Here is a 17,447-nt window from a genome sequence, read left to right as displayed (position 1 = left end):
AAACTTACGGAGTTATTCTATTAAGAATTATTCTAAATAAAATCAGCATCCAATAATCTGCGCATTATCGCGTAAATTTGCACGATTTTTAAAAGGACTAAATCCATCATCCTATGTCAAAAGACATTAGAATTAAAAAAGGTCTCGATATAAAGTTAGTAGGAGCTGCTCAAAAAGAGCTTGATAATGCTGCTGCTTCATCTTTTTATTATGTACGACCTGAAGATTTTCACAGTATCATTCCTAAGCTAGTAGCTAGAGAAGGTACTCACGTAAAAGCCGGTGAGACTTTGTTTTACAACAAGTCTGTCGAGTCAATGAAATTTGTATCTCCAGTATCTGGTGAGATTGTAGAAGTGCAACGTGGTCCTAAAAGACGTATCGATGCCTTTAAGATCAAAGCAGATGTTAACCAAGACTTCGTCAATCATGGCGCATTTAACTTGTCTGGTAAAAAAGCTGAAGAGGTTAAAAATCACTTGCTCGCATCAGGTTGTTGGTCATTTGTAAAGCAGCGTCCTTATGACGTGGTTGCAAATCCAACACTTACTCCTAAAGCTATTTTTATTTCTGGTCACGCTAGCGCACCGCTTGCAGCAGATTTAAATTTTGCACTTTCAGGTAAGGAAAAAGAACTACAGGCAGCTATTACTGCCTTAGGAATGCTTACTGATGGTAAGGTTCATGTAGGAGTTGCAAAAAACTCTGATTCTATCTTTACTGGATTAAGTGGTGTTGAACTGCATAAGGTTTCTGGACCACATCCTAGTGGTAATGTAGGTACTCTTATCAATAAAATTGATCCTATTAACAAAGGTGAGACGGTTTATACTGTAGCAGCACAGGATTTGGTGATTATCGGTGAGTTGCTTTTAACGGGTAAGTTCAACGCAGAGCGTGTTGTTGCTCTAGCAGGATCTTCTGTTGAAAACCCAAGATACTTTACAACAAAAATAGGGGCTACTTTAGATACTTTTATTTATAAAAATGGTATTGAAAAAGGAGCTAATCACCGTGTGATTTCTGGAAATGTTCTTTCAGGTAAGCAGGTCGGTGAGTCTGGTGTTTTAGATTATTACAGCAATGTTGTTACGGTAATTCCAGAAGGTGATGATTATGAATTATTTGGTTGGAATAAACCTGTTTTTGATAAAATTTCTCCATCTAGAGCTTTAACTTTCTCATGGTTAAATCCTAAGAAGAAATACGACCTAGATACCAATACAAATGGTGAACACAGAGCGTTTGTGGTTACTGGTAATTATGAAGAAGTATTTCCTTTAGATATTTATCCTATGCAAATCTTAAAGGCTTGTATGTATAAAGATCTTGATGAAATGGAGGCTTTGGGTATGTACGAAGTAGCACCAGAAGATTTTGCGGTGACAGAATTTATTTGTGTGTCTAAACAACCGCATCAAAAGATAATTAGAGAAGGATTAGACTTAATGCTTAAAGAGATAGGATAATGAGTTTAAAAAGCAAATTACACGACTTAAAAGAAAAGTATAAAGGGAAGAAGATGGCTCCTGCGTTTAACGCACTCCATACTTTTCTATACTTGCCTAATGAGGTGACCCACAATGGGACACATATCAAAGCGGCAGATGATTTAAAACGTACTATGAATACAGTGATCATGGCTCTAGTGCCATGTTTGATTTTTGGTATGTATAACGCTGGTTACCAGCATTACCTTGCTCAAGGAATGATTGAAAGTGCAAATGGTTTCCTAGGAGCATCATTTTGGACGATTGATAACTTACTAATTGGAGCATGGACAATTTTACCACTTGTAGCTGTTTCTTATGGAGTAGGTCTGGCAGTAGAATTTTTATTTGCAGTTATCAAAGGTCACGAGGTTGAAGAAGGATATCTAGTAACAGGTATGTTAGTTCCATTAATAGTTCCTGTTGATATTCCGTTATGGATGTTAGCGGTAGCAGTAATATTTGGAGTAGTAATAGGTAAAGAAGTTTTTGGTGGAACAGGAATGAATATCTTGAATCCAGCATTAACTATAAGAGCTTTCTTATTCTTTGCTTATCCTACTTGGATGTCTGGAGATAAAGTTTGGGTGCATGGTGCAGTAGAACGCGATCAAATGATTGCTGCTGGACAAAGTAACTTAGATGCAATATCTGGAGAAACGATTCTAGGATCTTATGCTCAAAATAGCACAGTTGCTTACGATTACTGGGATATGTTCTGGGGATTAATCCCAGGATCAGTTGGTGAGACTTCTAAATTCTTAATAATTATCGGAGCATTGTTCTTAATCTTTACTAAGATAGGAAGCTGGAGAATTATGTTGAGTACTGTTGTTGGTGCACTAGTGATGGGATTGATCTTTAACGGTGTGGTTGATGCAGGAATCATAACAGATTCTAGTAAATTTTATGGATTAATGAGTGTTCCATTCGGGCAACACTTAATCATAGGTTCTATCCTTTTTGGTGCTGTATTTATGGCGACAGATCCAGTAACCGCTTCACAAACTAATAAGGGTAAATGGATTTATGGTTTCTTAATTGGGTTCATTTCAATTATGATACGCGTGTTTAATCCAGCTTATCCAGAAGGAGTATTCCTTGCCATTTTATTGATGAATGTTTTTGCGCCTACAATTGATCACTATGTAGTTCAAGGTAACGTAAAGAAAAGAATGAAGCGTTTAAAAGTTAAAGCAGCTTAATTATGGAAAATAGAACTGATAAAAATTCATATACCTTACTCTTTGCCGTAGGAATGGTAATCGTAGTAGGTGGAATATTGGCCTTTTTAGCATCTAGCTTAAGCCCTGCAATAGCTCAAAACGAGAAAATAGAAAAGCAGCAAAATATACTTTATGCTCTAGGTATTAATAATAACGAAGGTAGCTCTGCTGTATTTATTGATGCTAGTGAAGCTCCAGAAGAATTTAAAAAGAATGTGACTGAACAATTAGTACTTACTTTTAAAGATGGTAGCATTGTTAAAACGCAAACTCGTCAAGAATACATGGATGAGGCTAACCAAGAGCCTTATTTAATAGACGTAAAAAAACAACAAAATCTTCAAAAGACCGAAGGTACACGTTTGTTGCCATTGTTTGTTGGTAAAAACCCAGAAGGTAAAACCTTATATGTAGCACCTATTAGAGGTAAAGGTCTATGGGATGCCATATGGGGTTATGTAGCTGTTGATGAAGATATGGTTGTTCAAGGCGCTTATTTTGATCATAAAGGAGAAACACCTGGTCTAGGTGCTAATATCAAGCAAACTTATTTTATGGATGACTTCACTGGCGAACATTTATTGAACGACTCCGGTGTTTTTAAAGGAATTACGGTAGCAAAAGGTAATGCAGATCCTAAGAATAATGATAAAAATGATTATGAGGTAGACGCTATTGCAGGAGCGACAATTACAGGTGATGGAGTAACTGCTATGATTAAAAAAGACTTAGGTCTTTATGTACCTTATTTTAAAACTTTAAAGAAATAGATATATGGGACTTTTATCAAAAAAAGATAGTAAGCTAATATCAGATCCATTATTAGATAATAACCCGATTACTATTCAGGTATTAGGGATCTGTTCTGCTCTTGCGATTACTGCAGAGTTGCAGGCATCGATTGTAATGTCTATTTCAGTACTTTTTGTATTAGGTGTAGGTAACGTGGTGATCTCTTTAATGAGAAACATTATTCCTTCTAAAATTAGAATTATTGTACAGCTAGTAGTTGTAGCAGCATTGGTAATTATTGTTGACCAGGTACTTAAGGCATATGCTTATGAGTTAAGTAAAACGCTATCAGTATTTGTAGGATTGATTATTACAAACTGTATTATCATGGGACGTTTTGAAGCTTTTGCTTTAGGTAATGGTCCATGGAGATCTTTCCTTGATGGAATAGGTAATGCAGCTGGATATGGATTTATACTTATTCTGGTAGGTTTCTTTAGAGAGCTTTTAGGTTCAGGAACTTTATTAGGTTATGCAGTGCTAGGAGATCCAATAGAGAAGACTGGATTATATTCGATAGGATATGAGAATAATGGTTTCATGCTATTATCTCCTATGGCGTTAATTGTTGTAGGTCTAATTATATGGGTGCAACGTAGTAGAAATAAAGCTTTAATAGAAGACTAGATATAGGTTATTACGCTTTCGCGAAAGCGTATTCAAAACATACAATATGGAACATATAGAATTATTTTTCAAATCAATCTTTATAGATAATATGGTGTTTGCTACATTCCTAGGGATGTGTTCATACCTTGCTGTATCTAAGAAAGTATCTACGGCAGTTGGATTAGGTGCTGCTGTAATTTTTGTACTTGCGATTACGGTACCGTTAAACTGGATGCTAGATCAGTATATATTGCAGCCTGGAGCTTTAAAGTGGTTAGGGGCAGAGTACGCTTCTTATGACTTAAGCTTCTTATCTTTTATAATGTTTATCGCAACTATTGCTACCATGGTGCAATTAGTAGAAATTATAGTAGAGAAATTCTCGCCATCACTTTATAATTCACTAGGTATATTTTTACCACTTATTGCAGTAAACTGTGCGATATTAGGTGGATCATTATTTATGCAATCTAGAGAGATTGCTACTCTAGGATTAGCTACCACTTATGGTGTAGGTTCTGGTATAGGATGGTTTTTAGCAATATTAGCTATTGCAGCGATACGTGAAAAAATACGCTATTCATCTGTGCCAGCTCCGTTAAGAGGACTAGGGATTACATTTATTATTACTGGATTAATGGCCATCGGTTTTATGAGCTTTGGTGGAATGTTAACAGGCGGTGATGAAGAAGAAAAATCAGATACAAATGAATTATCTGTAATGCCGGTAGATGAAAGTAATGAGTTGACTATACAAGCGACTGCATTAGAAGACAAACTAACACAAGTAAACCAGTAATAGAATGATATTAGCAGCAGGAACTACGGGAACGATTATTGCTACAGTAGCAGCGTTTTTACTATTAACCTTGTTATTAGTAACGCTTCTTTTAGTAGTAAAGCAAAAATTATCTCCATCTGGTCCAGTGACCATTAACGTGAATGGAGAAAGAGATTTAACGACTGGATCTGGTAGTACTTTATTAAGTACATTAGGTGATAATAAACTATTCTTACCATCTGCATGTGGTGGTGGTGGGACATGTATCCAGTGTAAGTGTATAGTAAAAGAAGGTGGTGGAGGAATACTTCCTACTGAAGAGCCACATTTCTCACGTAAAGAAATCGCAGAAGGATGGAGATTAGGTTGCCAGGTTAAGGTAAAACAAGACATGGTGATTGAGATTCCTGAAGAGGTTTTTGGTATTAAGAAATGGGAAGCAGAAGTAGTTCGTAATTATAACGTTGCTTCTTTTATTAAAGAATTTGTAGTGCGTCTTCCAGAAGATATGCATTATGAAGCTGGTGGATATATTCAAATCGAAATTCCAGAATGTACTGTGAATTTTAAAGATATGGATATCACAGCTCACCCAGAAGAGCATGATACAGCAGACAAATTTCAAGCAGAATGGGATAAGTTTAACTTATGGCCACTTGTAATGAAAAACCCGGAAACTGTTGAAAGAGCATATTCTATGGCTTCTTACCCTGCAGAAGGTCGTGATATTATGTTAAATGTACGTATTGCTACGCCGCCATGGGATAGAGCAAAGAACGGATGGATGGATGTAAATCCTGGTGTTGCTAGTTCTTACATATTCAACCAGAAACCTGGTGATAAAGTTGTAGTATCAGGTCCTTATGGAGAGTTCTTTATCAACGAATCTGAAGCAGAAATGCTTTATGTAGGTGGTGGAGCAGGAATGGCGCCTATGCGTTCTCACTTGTATCACTTATTCCGTACTTTGAAGACTGGTAGAAAAGTGACTTATTGGTATGGTGGTCGATCTAAACGCGAATTATTCTACTTGGATCACTTTAGAGCATTAGAAAAAGATTTTCCTAATTTCAAATTTTACCTTGCATTGTCTGAACCATTAGAAGAAGATAATTGGAAAGTAAAAGATGGTATAGATGGTGAAGGTGATGGATTTGTAGGTTTCATTCACAACTGTGTAATTGAAAACTATTTAAATCATCATGATACACCAGAAGATATCGAGTTATATTTCTGTGGTCCTCCATTGATGAATCAAGCGGTTCAAAAAATGGGTGAGGATTTTGGAATTCCTGATGAGAACATCAGATTTGATGACTTTGGAGGTTAATAATTAATTTTATCTCAATCATAAAAAACCCGACTTTATAGTCGGGTTTTTTATTTTATAGAATCGTGATAACCTCATTATTATGAGTCTCTGACCTACAGATTGTTCAGTGAATATGTTATTTGAGCTAGGTCCAATTGATTTATAGATAATGATCTATAGTCGGTTTCTATGATTTGCTTTTCGTTAAGCCATAATAGGCGATATAACCATAACAAAATGTGAGACATAGAAAAGCAATTCCTAGTCCTTGACCGGTTAGATTACCATCTTCATCAGTACTCATGGCATCAGCTATTGTTCCTATAAGCTTTGGTATAATAGCTCCACCGACAATTGCCATTACTAGTAATCCTGAAGCTTGTGCTTTTAAATTATCTAGTCCATTTAAAGCTAGACTGAAGATAGTAGGAAACATGATCGAGTTAAATAGTCCTACCGCTAGTATGGTAAACATGGCAGTCGTTCCGTTACTACTCACTGATATAACTATCATTGTTATAGCAAGTAATCCGAATATCATAAGTAATCTGCCACTACTAATAAAACGCATTAAAAAAGCTCCAATAAATCTACCAATCATCGCTCCACCCCAATATAGCGTTACAAAGGATCCTAATACAGCTTTAGCATCTAATTGATCAATGTCTTTACCGACTAACAGAAACGAAGATAGGCCTCTTAAAAACTCGTTGTTTTTAATGTTTTCTATTACATCGAGTTCTTGAAAATAATTGACCAAAAAGCTGCCGATTGAAACTTCAGCTCCTACATACATGAATATACCCAACATTCCAAATAGGAATTTTTTATTACTTAATAGTTGAGAATATCCACCAACTGGAGCTACTTTAATTAAAGAAGGTAGTTTTTTCCAACCAAAAATAGCGGCAAGTGCAAACAGTATGAGTGCGATTATGATAAATGGTTCTTGAACCGTTAATGCCTCACTAGCATAATAATCTAAGCGATCTGACTCATTGAGTTTCTCAATCGCTATACTGTCCATTACGGTATCACTTAGTAAAAATAAAGCTCCAATTATAGGTGCTAATAAGGTTCCGAAACTATTGAAAGCTTGTGATAGATTAAGTCTGCTTGATGCTGTTTTCTCATCACCTAGTAGTGTGACATAAGGATTTGCAGCTACCTGTAATAAGGTAATCCCTGCTGCCAATGTGAAAAAGGCGGTAATAAATATCCAAAACTCTCTCATGCTTGCAGCTGGATAAAATAGTAAACAAGCTATTCCCATAGTACATAGTCCTATCACAATTCCACGTTGATATCCTATTCTTTCAAGTAAAAAACTTGATGGTATAGCAAAGCAGAAAAATGCTCCAAAGAATGCTAGTTGTACCATTATGGATTGTCCATAACTTAATTCAAATACATCTTTCAATCTAGGTACTAAGGCATCCACTAAAACGGTTATAAAACCCCACATAAAAAATAAGGTCGCCAAAAAGACAAATGCTGTGTTGTAATTATTTTTTGATTTCATTGGTATGTTTCTATGAGTCCAGTGTTGCTGCTGATGTTATACGTGAATTAGTACCATCTTTATACTGCATCATTGCAAATCCAGGATGAATACAGTAACTGCCAGTTTCCCCTTTCTTATTGAGAGCGATATAAGCTACTTGAAAATTTTCTATATTTTTATTTTTGGTAACGATGCGTTGTACAGCTTCTTCACAAGCTTCTTGTGGTGTTTTACCTTGTCTCATCAATTCAACAATTAAAAAACTACCTACAGTTTTCATGATTTCCTCACCCATTCCAGTAGCAGCGGCGCCACCTATCTCATTGTCTACAAATAAACCAGACCCAATTATAGGAGAATCACCTACACGACCTTTCATTTTATATGAAAGTCCAGATGTGGTACAAGCTCCAGCGATATCACCATGTTGATCCAAGCATAGCATTCCTATAGTATCATGATTTTCTATGTTAATAATAGGTTTGTATTCGCTAGTTTTGAGCCATTCTCTATAAGCAGCCTCTGAAGAATCGGTAAGTAGTTGCTCTGCTTGAAACCCATTTTTATACGCCAGTTCTTCGGCGCCTTTACCAGCTAACATGACGTGTGGAGTTTCTTCCATGACAACTTTAGCCAATGCAGCAACATTAGTAATATTTTCAACGCAAACTACAGCACCACAATCACCGTTTGAATTCATTACACAGGCATCTAAGGTTACGTTACCTTCTCGATCTGGTGCGCCTCCTTTACCTACTGTGGTGTTTTTTATGTTTTCTTCTTCTACAGCTACACCTTTGATTGCTGCATCAAGTGCTGCCATACCAGATTCTAATGCTTCACCAGCAGCTTGATTTGCTTTTGTAAAACCCCAAGTGCAAATAGCTACAGGTGCTGTTTTATTTGTCATAATCGATTTATTTGTTGATTCTACACACGACAGTAATGTAGCGCCCAACGTAAGCGCAGCACTACCTTGAGCTGTTTTTTTTATAAATTGTCTTCTTTTCAATCTGGGTTAGTTTACGTTAATTTCATCTATGAAAATCCATGAGGTACCGCCAAAAGGATATCCCAAATGCCACTCAGGTAATTTCCCATATGTGGTGGCTTTCATTTTAATAAACTTAATTTTATCCTTAATGTCAGGAGTTTCTAGGCGAGGTCTAAAGACTTTAGACACTTCTTCTTTTCCTGTTTCTGGTAAATTACGATTTATGTTTTTTACCATTTCACCATTTTCATTGTAGAATTCAAAAGTTACAGTCTTAGGCCAGAAAATCCAACTGCGTTGATCTTTTAAGAAACCTGCTTCTATACTACTAATAGTTCTAGGGTTGCCTAAATCTATAGTCACATTTAAGTCTTCATTCTGAGTTCCTTGCCAGGCTCCAGAACGGAAATCTTCAGTTCCTCTCATGCCATCGATTAATGCATTATTACCACCAGCGCTATACTCGTTTGCATAAGAATGCCCAAGAGTCACCTTCATGTTTTTATCATATTTATAAAAAGCGGTGGTAACCATTGGACTTTTTTTATCTTCCATACGAGCTATCACAGATAATGTTCCCGCATTATATAAAGTAATAGGGGATTTATATTCTTGCCATGCAGACTCATCTCTGGAGTAGAACATAGTTGCATTTTCATTAACCTGATTTAAATGAATGACGGTAGAGTCTGCAAATGCGATTTTACCTTTTTCTATAAATGGAGGTGTGATAATAAGTTCATCTTTAATAGAAGATACTGGCCAGTTTTCTTGAACTGTTCCCCAATCGGTTACTTCGTTACTCATCTCAAACGCTAGCGTACCACCGTTCATAATAAGATCGTGAGTTATGTGAGAGTTGTAATGTGGTTGAGAATTCGCTTTCGCGGAAGCGATATACTTACCATCACCATGCTTCTCTATAGTGAATTGCTTTCCGTTTTCCAGATTGATCGTCGCTTTGTCAAAAAGAGGTGTTCCTATCACATATTCATTTGATCCTGGAGTCACCGGATAAAACCCTAGCGAACTGAGTACATACCAAGCGCTCATCTGTCCACAGTCTTCATTACCAGACACTCCATCTGGCGCATTGTGATAGAGTGAGGTTAATATTTCATAAACTTTCTCTTGGGTTTTATACGGTTTGCCTACATAGTTGTACAGATAAGCCATATGGTGGCTAGGTTCATTGCCATGTGCATATTGACCTATAAGACCAGTAATATCTGCTTGATGACGTCCTGAAGTTTCCATGGGTGCATTGAACATTTCGTCTAGATGTTTTTCATAAGCTGCATTTCCTCCCATTAATTTAATATGGCCAGAGATGTCCTGTGGAGTATATAAGCTATACTGCCATGCGTTTGCCTCAGTGTAATTAAAGTTCACCTCTTCAGGCTTGAATGGTGCAAACCATGTATTACGCATTCTACCTTGAAGAAAACCTGTGGCTGGATTATATAGATTTTTATAATATTGAGCTCTTTGAATATAAGTTTTGTAATCGTCAGGTTTTTTTAATTCTTGAGCCAGTTGTGCAATAGTCCAGTCATCATAAGCATATTCTAGTGTTTTAGAAACAGACTCACTTTCCAATTCTACGGGAATAAATCCTAATGATTTATAAGAATCTAAGCCTAATTTATCTCTAGTTGCACTGTGTTTCATAGCCTCAAAAGCTATGTCTACATCATAGTCGCGTATTCCTTTCATGTAAGCATCGGCTATTACAGGTACGGCGTGGTAACCTATCATACAGCCGGTGTAATTACCGCTCAAATCCCAGATGGGCATAATGCCACCTTCCTTATATTTAGCAGTAAAGGTGTTGATAAAATCATTAGTTCGTTCTTGTTCAATAATGGTATATAATGGATGAGCAGCTCGATAAGTATCCCACAATGAAAATACTGTGTAGTAATCAAAATCTTGTGTTTCGTGAATTTCTAGATCCACTCCTCTGTAACGACCATCTACATCTTGATATAAATTTGGAGCAATCATGGTGTGATATAGAGCGCTGTAGAAATTTACTTTGTTATCGTGATTATCATCTTCAATAACGATTTTATTTAACTGTTTTTCCCAAGCATTGTTTGCCTCTTTTTTAATGGTGTCAAAATCATTTTCACCTATTTCAGCTTCAAGATTGCGTTTTGCTCCTTCTTTATCTACTGGACTTATTCCTATTTTGATGGTGACTGGTTCATTATCGGGATTGTCCAGTTCTAGGGCTTCAATTTCTGGTGTAGTTATGTACTTACGATCCCAGTTTTTAATAGGATGCGATGTTTTTATATAGAAATAGAGCATTTGCTTAGTAGCCCATGCGCTGGAATATCGTTTTCCAGTAATCTCAGTATCGGATAAGAATTGTACATCATGCTCCAGTAATTTATCTCTATGTAATAAGTCTAGGATGACGTATTGGTTCTCGCTTTCGCGAAAGCGATATTCATGTATTCCTGCACGTTCTGTAACTGTTAATCGCACGTCTATATCAGTATCGTCCAGATGCACTTCATAATATCCGGGACTTGCTTTTTCATTATCGTGAGAGAATTTTGAAGAGTAGCCTTCTTTTCCATCGGCACCGTTGTGTAGAATAGGCTTTGTAGTAGGCATCAAAAGAATATCGCCGTAATCGCTTACTCCTGTTCCGCTTAAATGAGTATGTGAGAATCCATAAATCACATCGTCTGTATAATGATAACCACTACATCCATCCCAACCATCGAGTCTAGTGTCTGGACTTAATTGCATCATTCCAAAAGGCATCGTCGCGCCAGGATAAGTGTGCCCATGTCCACCAGTTCCTATGAAGGTGTTGACGTATTCTGTAAGTGGTCTGTCTGTTTTTGCTACAGAATTGTCAGTTATGATAGTTTCATTTTTCTGTTGACATGAAAACATAAGAATTGTAAAGAGTGAGCATAGTACTATTCTTTTCATAGGTGCAGAGTCAGTTTGTGCCTAAATATAGTCATATCTAGATTTTTAATAAGCCGCTCGTGGTTTTAAGTAAACCTTTATAGTCTATTGATGAGTTAGTGACTATTTTTGTAGCATGACACCACTTACAGAACAAGAACTGCATCAACTAGCGATGAATATCGTAGGTAAGGAAATGGAAGAATTAGGTTTTGAATTTATATCTATAAATTCTAAGCCTAAAAAGAATCCACAGTTTGTGGCACTCAAGGATAAAATATTACATTTTGTAGTAGTACGAGCGATTTCTTATCCTGCAAACCCAGTTGAGTATGATCAAGTATTTATGAATAAACTTAAAGATCATGGCATTAAATTTAAAGCACGAACTTATTATGCTGGTGTAGGGCTAGCTAATTCAAAAAATTACGAAATACCAGTACATCACGAAGAAGATTATACCGTTAATTTTGCAGGCCTAATTGAAATCAAATGAAAAAACTAATTCTATTACTTATTCTTATAGTAATCTCTTGTGAAAAAAAACAGGAACTAACCGCACCGCAAACTTTTGTAGGCAATGCGATAGGCACCACTTATGGAATTAAAGCTTTTCATGATGTGCCGCTGGAGCTTACAGAAGATATAGACGCAATAATTGATATGTTTAATCAAAGCATGTCTACTTGGGTACCTGAATCTGATATAAATAGAATTAATGATGGAGATTCTACTGTTGTTGTAGGTAAGGCGTTTAAAGAAGTTTTTGATGCTGCTCAAGAGATCTATCGCAAGACTGATGGATACTTTGATCCTACAGTCGGAAACTTAGTGAACGCTTACGGATTTGGAGCAAATGGTGAACAAACTAATATTCCATCACAAAAACAAATTGATAGTCTATTACAGTTTGTAGGTTTTTATAAAATGGATATACAAAAAACTACAATTGATGAAGGTTACCACGTGACAACTACACAGCCAGGAATGTATCTAGAGTATAATGCCATTGCCAAAGGTACATTAGTAGATTATATCGCTAGAATGCTGGATGAAAAAGGAGTTGAGAATTATATTGTAGAGGTAGGTGGTGAAGTAATTACTAAAGGTAAAAACCTAGAAAAGGATGCGCCATTTCTAGTCGGTATTAATGACCCTAAAAGCGGCGCTCAAGGAACTAAGACTCTTATGGCCATTAATTTACAAGATAAGGCTATGGCAGGTAGTGGAAATTATCGCAAGTATAAAGTTGATGAGGCGACGGGAATCGAGTACGTTCATACCGTAAATCCTATAACCGGACTAGCGCAACCATCACAGGTCATAGGTGTTAATGTCATTGCAAATAATTGTACACTAGCAGATGGCTATGCGACAGCTCTTATGGCAATGCCATTAGAAAAATCTAGAGTACTGCTCAAAAACATACCAGAAATCGAGGTTATTATAATGTATATTGATGATAATGGAATGCTGCGATTTGAACTCACGCCAGGTTTTAATCAATATATTAAACCACAGATTTAGTCACTACAGGGATTAATTCTCCTTTTGCTAGTCTGTATTTATCCACTTCATCTGTAGACAGGTGTGCTGTGTAATCAACGGCATCTACTTGAAATCCAATGGATCTTAAACGGTCAAAATAATCCATTCCATAAACTCGCACATGGTCATACTGGCCAAAAATCCTAGCGCGTTCTTCTTTATCTGTTATAGAATCATCTTCAAAGGTTATGTCTCGGTCATTTTCTAACGGAATTTGTAAAATGGCTTTTCCACCAGGTTTTAAGACGCGATACAATTCTTTCATTGCAGTCTCATCATCAGGAATATGTTCTAAAACATGATTACATAGTATGAAATCATAACTGTTATCTTCAAACGGTAGGTTACAAATATCTGCCTTGACATCTGCTAGTGGAGAAAGTAAATCTGTTGTGGTGTATGTTATAGTTTCGCTTTCGCGGAAGCGTTTATAAAAACATTGTTCCGGTGCAAAATGCAATAGCGATTGTGGGCGAGTAAGTAAGTCTGTTTCTCTATTAAGGTACAACCAAAGTAAACGGTGACGTTCTAAGGATAGAGTAGAAGGAGAAAGGACATTTTCTCTCACGATTCCGTAGCCATAAGGTAAAAAGCTTTTAAAAGATTTCCCATCTATAGGATCTGTATATCGATCACCACGATACCACCACGCCATTAGCGGACGCACCCAATAGCTCAAGCTAATAAGCCATGGCCTTGGGATAAGGTTGAGGAAGAATTTGAAGAGTTTTTTCATTTATCGTTGATCCTATATCACTCCTTACTTAATCTTTCCAGCGATAAGGATCTTCTTCGTTTGAAGTAATTCCTAGTACTTCATAGATATAATCAAACGTACTTAATAAACGAGGTTCTCCATCTACAATCGCGATATCGTGCTCAAAGTGTGCACTAGGTTTCATGTCACGAGTTTTAATAGTCCATCCATCTGGATAGTGCTTGATGTCTTTAGTACCTAGATTAATCATAGGCTCTATAGCAACAGTCATTCCTTCTACAAATTTTTTCCCGCGTCCACGTTTTCCATAATTAGGCATTTGTGGATCTTCATGCATGGTGCGACCTAGTCCATGACCTACTAGTTCACGTACTACACCATAACCAAATCCTTCACAATAATTCTGGATGGCATAGCCTACATCACCTACACGATTCCCTACACGGAATTGCTCAATACCCAAGTACAAAGAATTTTTAGTGCGATCTAATAAATCTTGCGTCTCTTGAGGAATTTCGCCTACTGCAAATGTATAAGCATGATCTCCATAAAATCCGTCTACGATGGCACCGCAGTCCACAGATAGTACGTCACCATCTTTTATTTCTACATCTTTTGGTATACCGTGTACTACTTCTTCATTAGGTGAAATAAGTAGTGTACTAGGACAATCATATAAACCTTTAAATCCTGGAATAGCTCCGTGATCGCGTATAAATTCTTCGGCCATGGTGTCTAATTTTAAAGTAGTAACACCAGGTTTGATCTCGGCAGCAACCATAGCAAGTGTTTTACTTACCATAAGTGCAGCACGACGCATTATTTCTAATTCTTCTCGAGTTTTAGTAACTATCATAGATTGTAATAAAGTGCAAAAATAGCAATTCCAAACGCGATGCTTTTAAAAATCAAAATTAAAAACACATAGGAAAGCTTGTTTTAGTAAGCGTAAAAAACACTAAAGAATAATAAGGCTGATTTTTGAAATCATATCCAGTCTAACTCATCTTTAGTTAACTCATGTTCTATATCGCCAGTATGTGCTGTGCTTGCAGGTTCAAATAGCATGATATGAACTTCTTCATGTGCAATAGGTTTATGTTCTACACCGCGTGGTACGATGTACATTTCTCCTTCTTTAAGAGTAATCGTTTGATCTCTAAGTTCAATGATTAATTGACCTTTCACTACATAGAAAAGTTCATCTTCATTCTCATGTTGATGCCATACAAATTCGCCTTTAAGTTTTGCAAGTTTTACTTGTTGCCCATTAAGCTCGCCTATAATCTTAGGAGTCCAGGTTTCTTGAAATAAGGTGAGTTTTTCATTCAGATTTATCGCGCTCATAATTCTTCTTAAAAAGAAACCCAGCATTTGCTGGGTTTAAAGTAGTCATTTAATTATCGTAAGAATGTTTATAAGGCACTCCAGTTACTATTTTTAAAATATCCTTTTCTAGACTTTCTCTTGGTCGTTCTACATATCGACCTATTTCCTGTCCACCGCGATAAAAGATAAAAGTAGGTACTCTTACTACATTATAACCAGACACTAATTCTTCTGGTTTTGATTTTGATCTATCTACAGTAATTAGTGTTAGATTTTTTTCTTTAAAACCTACTTCATCTAATAGTTTATAAAACATAGGTGTTTCACGTTTTGAATCGCCGCACCAGGTTCCCATATAAGCTCTGATTTCAACATCTTTCATAGCATCGGCTAGCGTGTTTTTTGTTTCTTCGTCGAGACTGTATGCGTTATAACGTGGTGTGAACCATGTTGAAAATGGCTCTTGCATAAAAGCATCCTTAGTTTGAACACCAGATAAATGCCCATTAACTAAAACTGGTGTTTTAGGTGGTTCTGGTGTTGCTGGTACTTCAGGTTGAGCAACACTTGCTTCTTTTTCTTTTGTTGCTTTTTGTGTTCCACAACTAGCTAACAGTATTACGGTTAATAATAGTATAATCTTTTTCATAGGGTTAAAGTAACGAATTTTGAGTCATTTCTTCAGGTTGTTTAACACCTATTAACTTTAATATAGTAGGAGCTATATCACCCAAGATGCCGTCCTTAACTTCTTTTAAATCTTTATCTACTAAAATAATAGGTACCGGATTGGTCGTGTGTGCAGTATTTACAGATCCATCAGGATTAAGCATTACCTCGCAATTTCCATGATCAGCAATAACAATAATGGTGTAATCTTGTTCCATTGCAGCTGTTATGACATCATGTGCTGCTTGATCAACAGCTTCACACGCCTTTACTGCAGCCTCCAAAGAGCCTGTATGGCCTACCATATCAGGATTTGCAAAATTAAGACATATAAAATCTGCAGCTTGTCTGTTAATTTCGGGTATGATACTACTTGAAACACAATCGATGGACATTTCGGGTTGCAAGTCATAGGTTGCTACTTTAGGAGAGTTACACATAATTCTTTCTTCTCCTTTAAATGGTTTTTCTTGACCACCATTAAAAAAGAAAGTCACATGTGGATATTTCTCAGTTTCGGCAATACGTATTTGTGTTTTACCATCAGCAGATAGTACCTCACCTAGAGTGTTTTTTAAATTATCTTTTTCAAAGATGACTTTTACATTTTTATAACTATCATCATACTTTGTCATGGTCACATAATATAAATCTAGCGCATGAGTATTTTGCTCGTGATAGTCTTGCTGAGATAACATTTGAGTTAACTCACGACCACGATCCGTACGATAGTTAAAGAATATGATAACATCACCATCTTCAACAGTAGCTACAGGTTCTGTTCCATTAAGAACCACGATAGGTTCAATAAATTCATCAGTGACACCTTGATTATAAAACTCTTTAATAGAATTAGTAGCATCGTGTGATGGTTGTCCCATTCCGTGAACAATAACATCATATGCTTTTTTAACACGATCCCATCGCTGGTCTCTATCCATGGCAAAATAACGTCCTGTAACAGTTGCCAGTTGTGCATTAGTTCCTGAGATATGTTTTTCCAGATTTGCAATGTGACCTGCGCCAGACTTTGGGTCTACATCGCGTCCATCAGTAAAGGCATGTATAAAAACATCTTCTATTTCATGACTTTCAGCTACATCTAATAGTGCTTTTAAATGGTCTATATGCGCATGAACTCCACCATCAGATAATAACCCTAAGAAGTGAACTTTTTTGGAATTCGCTTTCGCGAAAGCGAGTGCATCAACAAGAACCTGCTCATCTTTAAGCGTATCTTCTTTAATGGCTTTATTGATTTTGGCTAGATCTTGATAAACAATACGGCCAGCACCTAGATTCATGTGGCCTACTTCACTATTTCCCATTTGCCCTTCTGGTAATCCAACGTGCTCGCCGTCTGTGCGCAGTGTTGCATGTGGATATTTATCATATAGACTATCTATAAAAGGAGTCTGTGCTTGAGCGATGGCGCTAACTTTTGGGTCTTGAGTGATTCCCCATCCATCGAGAATCATTAATATCGTTTTCTTGTTCAATGTCTTTCTTTTGAAAGCTAAAGTTAAGAAAAGCGATTTTTT

At 36.6% G+C, this 17,447-nt stretch carries 16 protein-coding genes; 8 read left to right on the top strand and 8 right to left on the bottom strand.

The features are described 5' to 3' along the window. Positions 1–113: 113 nt before the first annotated feature. The 6 genes from R1T42_RS09650 to nqrF are packed head-to-tail and all read left to right on the top strand — an operon-like array spanning position 114 to position 6,228. The gene (locus tag R1T42_RS09650) at positions 114–1,469 is read left to right on the top strand and encodes a Na(+)-translocating NADH-quinone reductase subunit A (protein WP_317290189.1); all 1,356 of its coding nucleotides are present in this window, start codon (positions 114–116) and stop codon (positions 1,467–1,469) included. Next, complete coding sequence (locus R1T42_RS09645; RefSeq protein ID WP_317290188.1) at positions 1,469–2,695, top strand: NADH:ubiquinone reductase (Na(+)-transporting) subunit B; 1,227 nt, start codon at positions 1,469–1,471, stop codon at positions 2,693–2,695. Before R1T42_RS09650 ends, R1T42_RS09645 begins: the two co-directional genes overlap by 1 nt. Positions 2,696–2,697: 2 nt before the next feature. Further along, a complete protein-coding gene (locus tag R1T42_RS09640) occupies positions 2,698–3,486 on the top strand; it encodes a Na(+)-translocating NADH-quinone reductase subunit C (RefSeq protein WP_036584249.1) in 789 nt (262 codons plus the stop codon). A gap of 4 nt (positions 3,487–3,490) precedes the next feature. Next, on the top strand, positions 3,491–4,135 hold the full coding sequence (locus R1T42_RS09635) for an NADH:ubiquinone reductase (Na(+)-transporting) subunit D (RefSeq protein ID WP_317290187.1): 645 nt from the start codon (positions 3,491–3,493) through the stop codon (positions 4,133–4,135). 46 nt (positions 4,136–4,181) lie between these two features. After that, entirely contained in the window at positions 4,182–4,916 is a 735-nt protein-coding gene (nqrE, locus tag R1T42_RS09630) for an NADH:ubiquinone reductase (Na(+)-transporting) subunit E (protein WP_006796019.1), read from the top strand. A gap of 4 nt (positions 4,917–4,920) precedes the next feature. Continuing rightward, the gene (gene nqrF, locus R1T42_RS09625; protein ID WP_042247402.1) at positions 4,921–6,228 is read left to right on the top strand and encodes an NADH:ubiquinone reductase (Na(+)-transporting) subunit F; all 1,308 of its coding nucleotides are present in this window, start codon (positions 4,921–4,923) and stop codon (positions 6,226–6,228) included. A 169-nt stretch (positions 6,229–6,397) separates the two neighbouring features. Here the strand turns inward: nqrF and R1T42_RS09620 are convergent, their stop codons facing one another. From R1T42_RS09620 to R1T42_RS09610, 3 genes are read right to left on the bottom strand one after another with little or no spacing between them, the layout of a single operon-like run. After that, a complete protein-coding gene (locus R1T42_RS09620) occupies positions 6,398–7,732 on the bottom strand; it encodes a sugar MFS transporter (protein ID WP_317290186.1) in 1,335 nt (444 codons plus the stop codon). Between the two features lie 10 nt (positions 7,733–7,742). After that, positions 7,743–8,726, bottom strand: a complete 984-nt coding sequence (locus R1T42_RS09615; protein WP_317290185.1) for an isoaspartyl peptidase/L-asparaginase family protein — start codon at positions 8,724–8,726, stop codon at positions 7,743–7,745. A gap of 6 nt (positions 8,727–8,732) precedes the next feature. After that, positions 8,733–11,663: a GH92 family glycosyl hydrolase gene (locus R1T42_RS09610; protein ID WP_317290184.1), complete on the bottom strand. Its 2,931-nt coding sequence runs from the start codon at positions 11,661–11,663 to the stop codon at positions 8,733–8,735. A 115-nt stretch (positions 11,664–11,778) separates the two neighbouring features. On the opposite strand from R1T42_RS09610, the gene R1T42_RS09605 reads away from it, so the two are divergent. Together R1T42_RS09605 and R1T42_RS09600 are read left to right on the top strand one after the other, a co-directional pair. After that, the gene (locus R1T42_RS09605) at positions 11,779–12,138 is read left to right on the top strand and encodes a hypothetical protein (protein ID WP_042247405.1); all 360 of its coding nucleotides are present in this window, start codon (positions 11,779–11,781) and stop codon (positions 12,136–12,138) included. After that, on the top strand, positions 12,135–13,169 hold the full coding sequence (locus R1T42_RS09600; RefSeq protein WP_317290183.1) for an FAD:protein FMN transferase: 1,035 nt from the start codon (positions 12,135–12,137) through the stop codon (positions 13,167–13,169). The genes R1T42_RS09605 and R1T42_RS09600 overlap by 4 nt, the downstream gene beginning before the upstream one ends. Here R1T42_RS09600 and R1T42_RS09595 read toward each other — a convergent pair. From R1T42_RS09595 to gpmI, 5 genes are all read right to left on the bottom strand, one after another. Then, positions 13,153–13,926: a class I SAM-dependent methyltransferase gene (locus R1T42_RS09595; RefSeq protein ID WP_317290182.1), complete on the bottom strand. Its 774-nt coding sequence runs from the start codon at positions 13,924–13,926 to the stop codon at positions 13,153–13,155. The two genes, R1T42_RS09600 and R1T42_RS09595, sit on opposite strands and share 17 nt — an antisense overlap. Before the next feature lie 28 nt (positions 13,927–13,954). Continuing rightward, entirely contained in the window at positions 13,955–14,764 is an 810-nt protein-coding gene (map, locus tag R1T42_RS09590; RefSeq protein WP_006796011.1) for a type I methionyl aminopeptidase, read from the bottom strand. A 131-nt stretch (positions 14,765–14,895) separates the two neighbouring features. Next, entirely contained in the window at positions 14,896–15,255 is a 360-nt protein-coding gene (locus R1T42_RS09585) for a cupin domain-containing protein (protein WP_317290181.1), read from the bottom strand. A gap of 49 nt (positions 15,256–15,304) precedes the next feature. Beyond that, entirely contained in the window at positions 15,305–15,886 is a 582-nt protein-coding gene (locus R1T42_RS09580) for a thioredoxin family protein (RefSeq protein WP_317290180.1), read from the bottom strand. A gap of 4 nt (positions 15,887–15,890) precedes the next feature. Next, a complete protein-coding gene (gene gpmI / locus R1T42_RS09575; RefSeq protein ID WP_317290179.1) occupies positions 15,891–17,405 on the bottom strand; it encodes a 2,3-bisphosphoglycerate-independent phosphoglycerate mutase in 1,515 nt (504 codons plus the stop codon). Positions 17,406–17,447 lie beyond the last annotated feature (42 nt).

Source organism: Nonlabens ulvanivorans, assembly GCF_032922765.1.
Classification (GTDB): Bacteria; Bacteroidota; Bacteroidia; order Flavobacteriales; family Flavobacteriaceae; genus Nonlabens; species Nonlabens ulvanivorans.
Note: the sequence above shows the minus strand (reverse complement) of the source record. Positions and strands in the feature narration are given on the sequence as shown.

What these genes read in the sequence shown, in the direction of transcription:
- R1T42_RS09650 (WP_317290189.1), top strand. Translation starts at nt 114, where the DNA reads ATGTCAAAAGACATTAGAATTAAAAAAGGTCTCGATATAAAGTTAGTA.
- R1T42_RS09645 (WP_317290188.1), top strand. Translation starts at nt 1,469, where the DNA reads ATGAGTTTAAAAAGCAAATTACACGACTTAAAAGAAAAGTATAAAGGG.
- R1T42_RS09640 (WP_036584249.1), top strand. Translation starts at nt 2,698, where the DNA reads ATGGAAAATAGAACTGATAAAAATTCATATACCTTACTCTTTGCCGTA.
- R1T42_RS09635 (WP_317290187.1), top strand. Translation starts at nt 3,491, where the DNA reads ATGGGACTTTTATCAAAAAAAGATAGTAAGCTAATATCAGATCCATTA.
- nqrE (WP_006796019.1), top strand. Translation starts at nt 4,182, where the DNA reads ATGGAACATATAGAATTATTTTTCAAATCAATCTTTATAGATAATATG.
- nqrF (WP_042247402.1), top strand. Translation starts at nt 4,921, where the DNA reads ATGATATTAGCAGCAGGAACTACGGGAACGATTATTGCTACAGTAGCA.
- R1T42_RS09620 (WP_317290186.1), bottom strand. Translation starts at nt 7,732, where the DNA reads ATGAAATCAAAAAATAATTACAACACAGCATTTGTCTTTTTGGCGACC.
- R1T42_RS09610 (WP_317290184.1), bottom strand. Translation starts at nt 11,663, where the DNA reads ATGAAAAGAATAGTACTATGCTCACTCTTTACAATTCTTATGTTTTCA.
- R1T42_RS09605 (WP_042247405.1), top strand. Translation starts at nt 11,779, where the DNA reads ATGACACCACTTACAGAACAAGAACTGCATCAACTAGCGATGAATATC.
- R1T42_RS09600 (WP_317290183.1), top strand. Translation starts at nt 12,135, where the DNA reads ATGAAAAAACTAATTCTATTACTTATTCTTATAGTAATCTCTTGTGAA.
- R1T42_RS09595 (WP_317290182.1), bottom strand. Translation starts at nt 13,926, where the DNA reads ATGAAAAAACTCTTCAAATTCTTCCTCAACCTTATCCCAAGGCCATGG.
- map (WP_006796011.1), bottom strand. Translation starts at nt 14,764, where the DNA reads ATGATAGTTACTAAAACTCGAGAAGAATTAGAAATAATGCGTCGTGCT.
- R1T42_RS09585 (WP_317290181.1), bottom strand. Translation starts at nt 15,255, where the DNA reads ATGAGCGCGATAAATCTGAATGAAAAACTCACCTTATTTCAAGAAACC.
- R1T42_RS09580 (WP_317290180.1), bottom strand. Translation starts at nt 15,886, where the DNA reads ATGAAAAAGATTATACTATTATTAACCGTAATACTGTTAGCTAGTTGT.